Origin of the sequence: Solibacillus sp. FSL W7-1464, from assembly GCF_038004425.1 — a bacterium.
Lineage (GTDB): Bacteria > Bacillota > Bacilli > Bacillales_A > Planococcaceae > Solibacillus.
This window is the reverse complement of the sequence record NZ_JBBORC010000001.1, coordinates 3,531,008-3,542,500: the sequence shown is the minus strand read 5'-3', so window position 1 is coordinate 3,542,500 and position 11,493 is coordinate 3,531,008. Positions and strand designations below refer to the sequence as shown.

The 11,493-nt window shown below is 40.2% G+C and carries 11 protein-coding genes and 2 rRNA genes (1 of these 13 running past the window's edge); 11 read left to right on the top strand and 2 right to left on the bottom strand.

What is annotated here, in order from left to right:
- From MKZ25_RS17660 to tsaD, 8 genes are all read left to right on the top strand, one after another.
- Window positions 1-1,209: ribosomal RNA gene (locus MKZ25_RS17660) — 23S ribosomal RNA — on the top strand; it begins 1,720 nt to the left of the window's first position.
- Window positions 1,210-1,380: 171 nt separating this feature from the next.
- Window positions 1,381-1,496, top strand: a 5S ribosomal RNA gene (gene rrf, locus MKZ25_RS17655).
- A 133-nt stretch (window positions 1,497-1,629) separates the two neighbouring features.
- Complete coding sequence (locus MKZ25_RS17650; protein WP_340802626.1) at window positions 1,630-2,721, top strand: NADH-dependent flavin oxidoreductase; 1,092 nt, start codon at window positions 1,630-1,632, stop codon at window positions 2,719-2,721.
- A gap of 150 nt (window positions 2,722-2,871) precedes the next feature.
- Window positions 2,872-3,210 carry a hypothetical protein gene (locus MKZ25_RS17645; RefSeq protein WP_340802625.1) on the top strand — a complete coding sequence of 113 codons (339 nt, stop codon included), beginning with the start codon at window positions 2,872-2,874 and terminating at the stop codon, window positions 3,208-3,210.
- Between the two features lie 262 nt (window positions 3,211-3,472).
- Window positions 3,473-3,925, top strand: a complete 453-nt coding sequence (tsaE, locus tag MKZ25_RS17640) for a tRNA (adenosine(37)-N6)-threonylcarbamoyltransferase complex ATPase subunit type 1 TsaE (protein WP_340802624.1) — start codon at window positions 3,473-3,475, stop codon at window positions 3,923-3,925.
- The gene (gene tsaB, locus MKZ25_RS17635) at window positions 3,922-4,626 is read left to right on the top strand and encodes a tRNA (adenosine(37)-N6)-threonylcarbamoyltransferase complex dimerization subunit type 1 TsaB (protein WP_340802623.1); all 705 of its coding nucleotides are present in this window, start codon (window positions 3,922-3,924) and stop codon (window positions 4,624-4,626) included. The genes tsaE and tsaB overlap by 4 nt, the downstream gene beginning before the upstream one ends.
- Window positions 4,626-5,069, top strand: a complete 444-nt coding sequence (gene rimI / locus MKZ25_RS17630) for a ribosomal protein S18-alanine N-acetyltransferase (RefSeq protein WP_340802622.1) — start codon at window positions 4,626-4,628, stop codon at window positions 5,067-5,069. The genes tsaB and rimI overlap by 1 nt, the downstream gene beginning before the upstream one ends.
- Window positions 5,069-6,082, top strand: coding sequence for a tRNA (adenosine(37)-N6)-threonylcarbamoyltransferase complex transferase subunit TsaD (gene tsaD / locus MKZ25_RS17625; protein WP_340802621.1), 1,014 nt, complete (start codon window positions 5,069-5,071; stop codon window positions 6,080-6,082). Before rimI ends, tsaD begins: the two co-directional genes overlap by 1 nt.
- 560 nt (window positions 6,083-6,642) lie before the next feature.
- On the opposite strand, the gene MKZ25_RS17620 is transcribed toward tsaD, so the two are convergent.
- On the bottom strand, window positions 6,643-8,583 hold the full coding sequence (locus tag MKZ25_RS17620) for an ABC-F family ATP-binding cassette domain-containing protein (protein ID WP_340802620.1): 1,941 nt from the start codon (window positions 8,581-8,583) through the stop codon (window positions 6,643-6,645).
- A 237-nt stretch (window positions 8,584-8,820) separates the two neighbouring features.
- Here MKZ25_RS17620 and MKZ25_RS17615 point away from each other — a divergent pair, with 237 nt between their 5' ends.
- The 3 genes from MKZ25_RS17615 to tatC all read left to right on the top strand — a co-directional run bounded on the left by MKZ25_RS17615 (window position 8,821) and on the right by tatC (window position 10,603).
- The gene (locus MKZ25_RS17615) at window positions 8,821-9,453 is read left to right on the top strand and encodes a redox-sensing transcriptional repressor Rex (RefSeq protein ID WP_340802619.1); all 633 of its coding nucleotides are present in this window, start codon (window positions 8,821-8,823) and stop codon (window positions 9,451-9,453) included.
- An 80-nt stretch (window positions 9,454-9,533) separates the two neighbouring features.
- Window positions 9,534-9,761, top strand: coding sequence for a twin-arginine translocase TatA/TatE family subunit (gene tatA, locus MKZ25_RS17610; protein WP_340802618.1), 228 nt, complete (start codon window positions 9,534-9,536; stop codon window positions 9,759-9,761).
- A 17-nt stretch (window positions 9,762-9,778) separates the two neighbouring features.
- Window positions 9,779-10,603 carry a twin-arginine translocase subunit TatC gene (tatC, locus tag MKZ25_RS17605; protein WP_340802617.1) on the top strand — a complete coding sequence of 275 codons (825 nt, stop codon included), beginning with the start codon at window positions 9,779-9,781 and terminating at the stop codon, window positions 10,601-10,603.
- Window positions 10,604-10,690: 87 nt separating this feature from the next.
- On the opposite strand, the gene MKZ25_RS17600 is transcribed toward tatC, so the two are convergent.
- Window positions 10,691-11,203 carry a CPBP family intramembrane glutamic endopeptidase gene (locus MKZ25_RS17600; protein ID WP_340802616.1) on the bottom strand — a complete coding sequence of 171 codons (513 nt, stop codon included), beginning with the start codon at window positions 11,201-11,203 and terminating at the stop codon, window positions 10,691-10,693.
- Window positions 11,204-11,493 lie beyond the last annotated feature (290 nt).

Below are 11,493 nucleotides of genomic sequence, written 5' to 3'. Positions count from 1 at the left end.
CAAAATGACCCCGTAACTTCGGGAGAAGGGGTGCTTCTTTGGGTGCATAGCCTAGAGAAGCCGCAGTGAATAGGCCCAGGCGACTGTTTAGCAAAAACACAGGTCTCTGCAAAACCGTAAGGTGACGTATAGGGGCTGACGCCTGCCCGGTGCTGGAAGGTTAAGAGGAGCGGTTAGCGCAAGCGAAGCTGTGAATTGAAGCCCCAGTAAACGGCGGCCGTAACTATAACGGTCCTAAGGTAGCGAAATTCCTTGTCGGGTAAGTTCCGACCCGCACGAAAGGCGTAACGATCTGGGCACTGTCTCAACGAGAGACTCGGTGAAATTATAGTACCTGTGAAGATGCAGGTTACCCGCGACAGGACGGAAAGACCCCGTGGAGCTTTACTGTAGCCTGATATTGAATTTTGGTACAACTTGTACAGGATAGGTAGGAGCCAGAGATCTCGGAGCGCCAGCTTCGAAGGAGGCGTCGGTGGGATACTACCCTGGTTGTATTGAACTTCTAACCCATGCCCCTTAGCGGGGTAGGAGACAGTGTCAGGCGGACAGTTTGACTGGGGCGGTCGCCTCCTAAAGAGTAACGGAGGCGCCCAAAGGTTCCCTCAGAATGGTTGGAAATCATTCGTAGAGTGTAAAGGCATAAGGGAGCTTGACTGCGAGACCTACAAGTCGAGCAGGGTCGAAAGACGGGCTTAGTGATCCGGTGGTTCCGCATGGAAGGGCCATCGCTCAACGGATAAAAGCTACCCCGGGGATAACAGGCTTATCTCCCCCAAGAGTCCACATCGACGGGGAGGTTTGGCACCTCGATGTCGGCTCATCGCATCCTGGGGCTGTAGTCGGTCCCAAGGGTTGGGCTGTTCGCCCATTAAAGCGGTACGCGAGCTGGGTTCAGAACGTCGTGAGACAGTTCGGTCCCTATCCGTCGTGGGCGTAGGAAATTTGAGAGGAGCTGTCCTTAGTACGAGAGGACCGGGATGGACATACCGCTGGTGTACCAGTTGTCTTGCCAAAGGCATCGCTGGGTAGCTATGTATGGACGGGATAAGTGCTGAAAGCATCTAAGCATGAAGCCCCCCTCAAGATGAGATTTCCCATTACGCAAGTAAGTAAGACCCCTGAAAGACGATCAGGTAGATAGGTTCGAGGTGGAAGTGCGGTGACGTATGCAGCTGACGAATACTAATCGGTCGAGGACTTAACCACATTTTATTGCAAAAATTCAATGAAACGTTTATCCAGTTTTGAAAGAATGAAATTTCTTTTAAAAAACAAGAGGGTTTCAAGACACTTCGTGTATTGAAAGCCAATTAAGGAACGTCTACTAAAAGCACCACGTCCTGTGGTAACGTAGACGCCAGCACATCCATGTGCAAGTGAAGTGATGATGGCAAAGAGGTCACACCCGTTCCCATACCGAACACGGAAGTTAAGCTCTTTAGCGCCGATGGTAGTTGGGGGCTTCCCCCTGTGAGAGTAGGACGTCGCTTCGCACACGCAAAACCACTGAGGAATCAGTGGTTTTTTTGTTGTCTATAAAACGATATTTAATTTAAAAAGGATCTCTAACTTGAAAATAAAATATAGTTTCGTTAAAGTACATACATAGCAAAGGGAGGAATTAAAATGAAAGCACTTTTTGAAAAGTTTAAATTGAATGAACAGGTTGAACTACGAAATCGTTTAGTTATGGCACCTATGACAACCTACTCTGCAAATGATGATGATACTGTTTCCGATGAGGAAATCACATATTATAAAGAACGTTCTGAAGGAGCTGGAATGATCATTACAGCGTGTGCATATGTTGCAGCAAACGGTAAAGCATTCCCAGGACAAATTGCCGCTCATGAAGATCGCTATATTCCAAGCTTGCGAAGAATTGCACAGGCTATACAACAAGGCGGTGCTAAAGCCGTGTTACAAATTCATCATGGAGGTCGACAAGCACTTCAGGACTTAGTACCAAACGGAGATCTTGTAAGTGCGAGTACCGCTGTTACAATTGAAAAAAAGAAAGCACGAGAATTAACTCTTGAAGAAACTAAGGATATGGTTAAAGCATATGCTGAAGCGACAAGAAGAGCAATTGAAGCGGGTTTTGACGGCGTTGAAATCCATGGTGCCAATACGTATTTGATTCAACAGTACTTCTCTGCATTTACGAATAAAAGAACAGATGAATACGGTGGGTCATTTGATAATAGATTACGTTTCCCATTGGAAGTTGTGGAAGAAGTAATCAAAGTCAAAAATACGTATGCGGATGAAAAATTTATCGTCGGTTACCGGTTCAGCCCGGAAGAGCCTGAAGAAGATGGTATAACAATGGATGATACTGTGAAATTAGTAGATGAATTAGCAAAAACAGCGCTAACATATTTGCATATTTCACTTGGAGATTTCAAGTCTGAAACACATCGTTATAAAAATGGCCAACAAAACCGTATTGCTGTAATTCATAGCTTGTTAAATGGACGTAAACCATTAATTGGTGTCGGTTCAATTTATACTCGTGAAGAAGCAGAACAAGCTTTACAGTTGGGTGCAGATTTAGTAGCACTTGGTCGTGCCCTATTGATTGAGCCTCATTGGGTGGAAAAGGTACAGAATGAGGAAAACGTTGTAACAGCTTACGATGAAAAAATTGATACTGTAATTCCTGGTCCTTTAATGGAGAAAATTCTGTCAAGACCAGGTTGGATACCAGGTATATAAGTCGGTAAAGGTTACTTGAAGAATATAAAAATTTAAGTTTATCTCATTAAGGAGGGTACGAATACGTTCGTATTCTCCTTTTCCTCTTGGTAATGTTTGAACCGCTTGATTTCGGGAATGGTTTCATAAGGAAATTGAGGGGGGATACGGATGAATAAAAAGGGTTTTTATGTCTTCCTGTCTATTTGTCTCGTTATGTTACTGACAATGCTAATAACAGCATGCCAGGATGAAGTTTTAGAGATAGAAGAAAGTAATACATATGTTTGGCAAAAATACATGAATGCAGAAGAGTATGGAGAAATAAAAGAAGGGATGAGTTATCTGGATGTAGTGCGTATTTCGGGAGGCGCCGGTCAGGAAATCGGTAACGGTACTTATGAATGGAATGATGAAATTCTCCTGACGAAAGGTTATCGCTTAAAATTTGAGGATGATGTATTGGTAAAAAAAGAAGTTGTGGAACGCAAAGGTAACTCAAAGCGTTAGTGAGCGTAGGAATGAGGTTAACCAAGCGCACACCCATAGTATCATTATTAACCTATAAAATTCCAGGAAATGAAAATCACATAAAAAGAAGAATAAAAACATTCACTTTTCCTAAAAAAATGAGTGTTTTTCTTTTTTCCACGGCACCTTTATATTAACGTAGTTGAAGTAACAACCAATCTAAAAGTGATACATTTTGAACAATTGCTTCAGTTCAAGTAAACTAGAGATAATGGATTTTTTTTTGGAAGGAAGCAATCAGATGAGATTTGAAAAGGATATAAATACGCTGGAAGAAACGCAAACGCTAGCGATGAGACTGGCAGAATTAGTCGAGCCGCAATATACAATTACACTTGAAGGTGATTTAGGTGCCGGGAAAACGACATTTACACAGAGCTTTGCCAAAGGGTTAGGCGTAAAGCGAACGGTCAATAGCCCGACATTTACGATTATGAAGCAATATGTAGGACGTATACCGTTTAATCATCTGGATGTGTATCGTCTGGAAGATAGCGACGAGGATTTAGGTTGGGAAGAAATTTTTTATGGGGATGCTGTGACAGTTGTGGAATGGGCACATCTTATTCAGGAAGATTTGCCTGAGGAACGTTTAGCAATTGAAATTACACGCATCGACGAAACGAAGCGCAAATTTGTATTGAAACCAATAGGCGAAAAATATATTCGTCTTTGTGAGGAGTTATTAAAATGATTTGGTTAGGAATAGAGACAGCAAATGCACCACTTTCTGTCGCGGTAGTACAAGATAATAAAGTAATTGCAGAAGTCGTGCAAAATGTAAAATTGACACATTCAGTTGGGGCAATGCCGGCAATAGAAGAAGTTATAAACAAGGCAGGCTTAACACCCGCACATATCGATGCGATTGCCGTTTCAGAAGGTCCCGGTTCTTATACGGGTGTCCGAATTGGTGTCACTCTTGCCAAAACTTTGGCCTGGTCATTACAAAAGCCATTGGTGGGTGTATCAAGTTTGAAAGCACTAGCTGCAAATGCCCGTGTTGCAAACTATGCAATCTGTTCATTAATCGATGCCCGTCGTCAAAATGTATATGCCGGTTTATATGAAGCAGATTCTTTGGAGCCGATTGTTGAAGATCATCATGATCATATCGACGGGTTATTACAGAAGCTTCAGCAATTAGAACGACCAATATTATTTGTCGGAACAGATGTCGATTTGTACATGGAAAAAATTCAGCAAGTATTAGGTGATTCCGCTATCCGTGCACCATTTACGATGAATTTACCGCGTGCATCCGAGCTAATTGCTTTAGCAAGACAAATGCCATTACCAACAATTGAAGCTGTCCATGGTTTTGTTCCCCAATATCGCCGTATTGCAGAAGCAGAAGCGAATTGGTTAAAGGAACAGAAAAAGGAGCAACTTTAATGGTACAGTATCGCAGAATGACAATAGATGATGTTCAGGCTGTTCATAAAATTGAGCTTGCAACATTTCCTACACCATGGACATTGGATTCATTTTATTACGAAATGACCGAAAACCAATATGCCCATTATTTAGTGGCAGAAGATGAAAAGGGTGAAATTATCGGCTTCTGCGGAATTTGGCTTGTTATTGATGCAGCACAGATTACCAATGTAGCGGTTTTACAATCTGTACGTGGTCAAGGCATTGGTGAGACACTTATGCGTGAAGCGATGCGAGTTGCAAAAGAAGCAAATATGGACGTCATGAGCTTAGAAGTACGTGTAACAAATACCGTTGCACAAAATTTATATCGCAAACTTGGTTTCCAAGATGGAGGCCTTCGTAAAGGCTACTATACGGACAACCAGGAAGATGCGTTAGTAATGTGGGTGAATTTATAATGGATAACTATATATTAGCAATTGAAACTAGTTGTGATGAAACGGCAGCAGCCATTATTAAAAATGGCACAGAGATTATTTCGAATGTTGTATCATCGCAAATTGACAGTCATAAGCGTTTCGGCGGGGTTGTCCCGGAAATCGCATCACGACACCACGTTGAACAAATGACAATTGTTTTAGAAGAAGCATTAAAACAGGCAAATATGGAACCGAAAGATTTAACAGCTGTTGCCGTAACTGAAGGACCGGGATTAGTAGGTGCTTTGTTAATCGGTATTAATGCGGCTAAGGCGTTCGCATTTGTACACGGGTTGCCGTTAATCGGGACACATCATATTGCCGGACATATTTATGCAAATAATCTTGTACAGCCAATGGAATTTCCGCTGTTGGCACTCGTCGTTTCAGGTGGACATACAGAGCTTGTCCTAATGCGTGAACATGGTTCGTTTGAAGTTATCGGTGAAACACGTGATGATGCTGCAGGTGAAGCATATGACAAAGTAGCACGCGTATTGAATATGCCATATCCGGGTGGTCCTCATATTGATCGTCTTGCACATGAAGCGACAGAAGCCGTTCCTTTCCCGCGTGTATGGTTGGAGGAAGATTCATACGATTTCAGCTTCAGCGGTTTGAAATCTGCAGTGATCAACTATAAACATAATATGGACCAGCGCGGTGAAGAAATCATTGCCGAGCATGTTGCAAAAGGTTTCCAAGACAGTGTAGTGGAAGTATTGACAGGTAAAACAGTACGAGCAGCACGTGAATTTAAAGTAAAACAAGTAATTGCAGCCGGCGGTGTATCAGCCAATAAGGGATTACGTACTGCATTGGAACATGCGTTTAAAGAAGAAGGTATTCCATTTTATGTACCGCCTTTAAAATTATGTACAGATAATGCTGCAATGATCGGTGCAGCTGCATATGAAATGTATGAAGCAGGCGTTCGTGGGAATTTAGCTATGAATGGGCGACCTGGGATGGAGCTATTGAGCTGGAAATAGGGTATAAAAGCATGGGGAAAAGATGTATCAGTACATCCTTTTCTCATGCTTTTTTTGTAGATAATATAAATTTTTCTTAATTTGTTTTCTTTCAATAATATAAAAAAGTCGAATCTAGTAATTTATGATGGATAAATCTCATTTATAACAAGTTTTTATTGACTGTTCAACTTTTCTGAAAATTATCCACAGATAAAGTTAAATACCCACAAAAAACGTTGCGAACATGCGTACTTATACACAAACTGTGTATAACTTGTGGGTAACATGTGACTTATCTATATATAGTAGTGTCTTTTTCACATAGCCATGTGCATAACTTTGATTTTAAATGTGGATAATGTGGAAAACTATGTTGATATGTTGATATTACTAGATTTATATTGTGAATAAAATTGTGGAGAAATTTGTAGAAATTTGGCGTATTGACCTATATATATGATTATTATGTAGATAGCATGATAGAAAGGTTTAATATTATACAATAGCAAATCAAAATAAGTTCGTGAAGAAACCAAATTTAAAAAAGGAATGTCCATATGTTGATGGACATTCCATAATTATAGCTGTTCAAGCTCCTCGTTTAGTTCAAGCCATTCCATTTCAAATACTTCATGCTGTTCTTTTACATCATTCAGTTCAGATTGAATTGTTAGTGTTTTTTCATGATCTGAATAAATGTCAGGATTACATAGTTGTTCTTCAAAGATGGCGATTTTTTCATCTAAAGCGGCCATCTGCTTTTCAATATCTTCAATTGCACGACGAATTTGACGTTCCCTCTTTTTCGCATCCTTATCAATCATGGAAGTAGACTTTGTTTGAACAGTCGATTCAGTCGCATTTTTTTCAATTGCTGCGGCTTTCATTGCAGCTAGTTCTTCAAGCTCTTCTTTCTTTTCCACATAATAATCATAGTCACCTAAATACTCGAACGAACCTGTGCCTGACAGTTCAACGACTTTCGTGGCAATACGATTGATGAAATAACGGTCATGCGAAACAAATAGCAATGTTCCGGGATAATCGATTAAAGCATTTTCCAATATTTCTTTACTATCCAAGTCTAAATGGTTTGTAGGCTCATCAAGTACTAGGAAATTTGATTTTTGCATCATTAACTTTGCAAGTGCAAGGCGTGCCTTTTCCCCACCGGATAACGAGTTCACTGTTTTTGAAACATCATCACCGCTAAAAAGGAAGCGACCTAAAATGTTGCGGATATCCTTTTCGTTCAGTAATGGCCATTCATCCCAAAGTTCATTGAGAACAGGTTTATTCGAATGAAGCTTCGCCTGCTCCTGGTCATAATAGCCAATCTGAACATTCGTACCGTACCGGATGTCACCGGCAAGTGCCTCGATATCTTGAACGATTGTTTTCAGTAAGGTAGATTTCCCGACACCGTTTGGACCGACAAGTGCAATACGGTCTTCTCTAAAAATTCGCATCCCAATATTTTTGGAAACGGCCTTGTCCGTAAAACCGACTGTTAAATTATCCACCGACAAAACGTCATTTCCGCTTTGACGATCGATTGTAAAGCCGAAATTGGCACTTTTTTCGTCGCCATCAGGAGAGTCCATCCAATTCGTCTTCTCCAGTACTTTGCGTCGTGATTGTGCCATCTTTGTAGTTGAAGCCCGGGCCAGGTTTTTTTGGATAAATGTTTCGAGCTTGGCCTTTTCATCCATTTGGCGCTCATACATTTTTAAATCACGTTCGTAGTTTTTCGCCTTTTCATCTAAATAGGCGCTGTAGTTCCCTACATATTTCGACACTTTTGTACGGGACACTTCATAAACAATCGACACGACCTGATCCAGGAAATAGCGGTCATGGGAAACAATTAAAATCGCTCCTTCATAACCTTTTAGATAGCCTTCCAGCCAAGACAGTGTTTCAATATCAAGATGGTTTGTCGGCTCATCTAAAATAAGGAGATCGGGCTTGGACAAAAGAAGCTTGGCGAGTGCTAAGCGTGTCCGTTGTCCGCCGGATAGAGAGCGAATCGGCTTTTGATAATCTTCAGGGAAAAATTGCATCCCATGCAGAACAGAGCGGGTATCGGCTTCATACTGGTATCCGCCTGCATCTTTGAAATCATGCTGCAACTGGTCATATTCTGCCATGATGCGTGTATATTGTTCGCTGTCTTCATAAATTGCAGGATCGGCCATTTGCTGTTCAAGTTGACGCAGCGTTTGCTCCTGATTTTGCAGGTTTGCGAAAATTGTCATCATTTCGTCCCAAATTGAAAGTTCGGAATCGATGCCTGCATGTTGCTCTAAATAGCCGACCTGAACGTCTTTTGGAATAATGATTTCACCAGAGTCATAGCTCATTTGTCCGGCGATTATTTTTAATAACGTGGACTTGCCGGCACCGTTTCGTCCTACTAATGCTACGCGATCACGGTGCTGTACTTCTAGTTTTACACCGCTTAATATTTCATCTGTAATAAAGGATTTATATAATTGATTTACTTGTAAGACAATCATGTTTACACCTCAGTTTCTCCTATTTAGTTTAATGGATGGGAACATTGTTCGCAACGATGGATACTTTACTTGTCGCTTCTTGTTTAGTAAGATTAACTTGCTTCTGCACAAAGAGCGGAGTTCATGTTATACATGTCTTATTGCTTGGCGACAACTATATCATGTTGGGTATCCTCGACAGGTTATACGGAGGCATTATTTGAAAAAGATTTCCAAATGTACATAGGAGGAGAATGTGTGAAACAAGAAGTAAAAATTCCACAAGCAACAACAAAAAGACTTCCTCTTTATTATCGATTTTTAAAAAACTTCGCAACAGAAGGTAAAAAACGTATTTCTTCACAGGAATTAAGTGATGCGATGAAAATAGATTCTGCGACGATTCGACGTGACTTTTCTTATTTTGGAGCACTCGGTAAAAAGGGATATGGATATGATGTCCAGTATTTACTGGAATTTTTCCGCCAGACTTTAGATCAGGATGAGGCAATGAATGTTGCATTAATAGGAGTCGGGAATCTGGGAAATGGCTTACTAAAATATAACTTCCAAAAAAATCATAACACACGTATCGTTGTTGCATTTGATACGAAGGCACCGATGGAAGGAACAACGATTAGTGATATTCCAGTATTCCATCCAGATCGTTTGGAAGAAATGTATGAAGAATTTGGCGCAGAATTAGCAATATTGACGGTATCATCTCGTTCAGCACAAATGATGACAGACCGACTTGTTAAAATAAATGCAAAAGGTATATTAAATTTTACACCCGTACGTTTATCTGTTCCCGATACGATTAAAGTGATGAACATTGATCTTTCGGTAGAATTACAGGCACTTACGTATTTAGTACGAAACTCAGGATAGTAACAAATTATTATTACTATAAATAGCAAATTCTAGTTAATTAATGTAAAATATACATAATAATAGAGGAGGTGGCTATAGTGATTATACATCTAAATGCGATTACACCTGTGAGCCTGATTATCATTGGACTGATTGCTTTGTTAATATTCGGACCCAAAAAATTGCCATCATTAGGTCGTGCGATGGGGACAACTTTACGTGAATTCCGTAGCGCTACGAAAGGCTTGACGGATGACGACGACGATTTCGATACGAAGAAAAAAGTGATTGAACATAAAGAGAACGAAAAAAACGAAGTTAAGTAAAATAAGGATGTCTTGCTATGAATTCAAGGGAATTAACCGTAGTTGAACATATGGAAGAGCTTAGAAAACGCCTATTTTTCGTAGCGGTTTACTTCGTGATGGCTCTTTTCGTCGGATTCTATTCGGCGAAACCACTTATTCGATACATTCAACGCAGCGATTTAGCTGCCAGTTTTTCGATGAACGCATTTAGTCCGGCAGATCCTTTAACCGTTTATTTACAAGTAACATTTATAGTAGCTGCCGTTATTGTTTCGCCAATACTGCTATACCAGCTTTGGGCATTTATAACACCTGGTTTGCATGAGGCTGAACGGAAGGCAACACTGAAATATATTCCGTATGCTTTTGTACTGTGTATAGGGGGAATAGCCTTTGCCTATTTTGTGTTGTTCCCATTTATAATGCGGTTTATGACGGATTTATCCAATGATTTGAATATTACGCAAACAATTGGTATTAATGAATTCTTCTCATTTTTAATTAAGTTAATTGTGCCTTTTGCGGTACTGTTTCAATTGCCGGTTGTCACACTGTTTCTTTCACGTCTCGGGATTATTAACCCGAAGCTCATGGTAAAGTTCCGGAAGTATGCCTATTTTGTATTAATTGTGATTTCGGTACTTCTGGCGCCGCCTGATCTAGTATCGAATATCATTATTGCGATTCCGCTTTTTGTATTATATGAATTGAGTATTATCATTGCACGTCTAGGTTATCGAAAATATGAAGTGGCTGAAAAAGAACGTATATTAGCAGAAGAGGAACGTGAGCGTGAACTGCAAGTAGAGGAGCTCCTTGAAATGCAGCGTCGTCAAATGGAACAGATGAATAATAGTTAATGGTAACGCTATCGAACTTGATAGCGTTTTTTATTTCGTTTAAACAGATAATATAAAAAACCCGCTATTGCACATAGCGGGAAAAAATTAAACTTGAAACTTATCGGCATTCATTTGGATGAACGTGACAAAACCATTCAATAGGATATGCGCGATAATCGGTGTGAGAAGGCGCTTTGTTTTATGATATAAAAATGCGAAGATCATCCCGCAGATCGTATACAGTAAAATATGCGTAAAATCCATATGAATCGCAGCGAATACAATTGCACTAATTATGCTTGCAATCCAGAAATTATAATTTTGAATAATCGATCCGAAAATGACACGGCGGAATACAAGCTCTTCCAAGATCGGCCCTAAAAAGACAGTAGCAATAATCATAATCGGAGCTATTTTTGTGACATTCATTATTGCTTCGGTATTTTCCGATCCCATATCAATTCCTAAAGCAAGCTCGATATAAGCACCGATTGTCTGCCCTAGAAAGACGAGGAAGAAACCGATGATCCCCCAGCCGATTGAAGCACCAATTGATGCCTTTTCTCCTTTAAATACTTCCCAAAACTGCTTATTCCGGGAGATTAATATAAAACTCACAATAAAAGCAACCGCAAATGATATAGTTGACCACCAAGCAGATAATTTTATAAGTTTTTCCTGCTCAGATATGCCAGAAAAAAGTTGTAAAAGGGAATCTTTTAAGCCGGGAATGAATATAAGTAATAAGACTGATAACTGACAGATAATATAAGTTAATAACACATAAAATGCGGTCTTCTGCGTTTTGAACTTATCTGATGAACGGGAAGTCACGGGTGAAAAACCTTCTTTCTCTTACTGAATAGTAGAATAAAACATTCCAAAACTGCATGGGGAATGCTGTATCT

Excerpts from the sequence above, each read along its gene's own strand:
- tsaD (WP_340802621.1), top strand. The coding sequence starts at position 5,069 with ATGGATAACTATATATTAGCAATTGAAACTAGTTGTGATGAAACGGCA.
- MKZ25_RS17650 (WP_340802626.1), top strand. The coding sequence starts at position 1,630 with ATGAAAGCACTTTTTGAAAAGTTTAAATTGAATGAACAGGTTGAACTA.
- tatC (WP_340802617.1), top strand. The coding sequence starts at position 9,779 with ATGAATTCAAGGGAATTAACCGTAGTTGAACATATGGAAGAGCTTAGA.
- rimI (WP_340802622.1), top strand. The coding sequence starts at position 4,626 with ATGGTACAGTATCGCAGAATGACAATAGATGATGTTCAGGCTGTTCAT.
- MKZ25_RS17620 (WP_340802620.1), bottom strand. The coding sequence starts at position 8,583 with ATGATTGTCTTACAAGTAAATCAATTATATAAATCCTTTATTACAGAT.
- MKZ25_RS17645 (WP_340802625.1), top strand. The coding sequence starts at position 2,872 with ATGAATAAAAAGGGTTTTTATGTCTTCCTGTCTATTTGTCTCGTTATG.
- tsaB (WP_340802623.1), top strand. The coding sequence starts at position 3,922 with ATGATTTGGTTAGGAATAGAGACAGCAAATGCACCACTTTCTGTCGCG.
- tsaE (WP_340802624.1), top strand. The coding sequence starts at position 3,473 with ATGAGATTTGAAAAGGATATAAATACGCTGGAAGAAACGCAAACGCTA.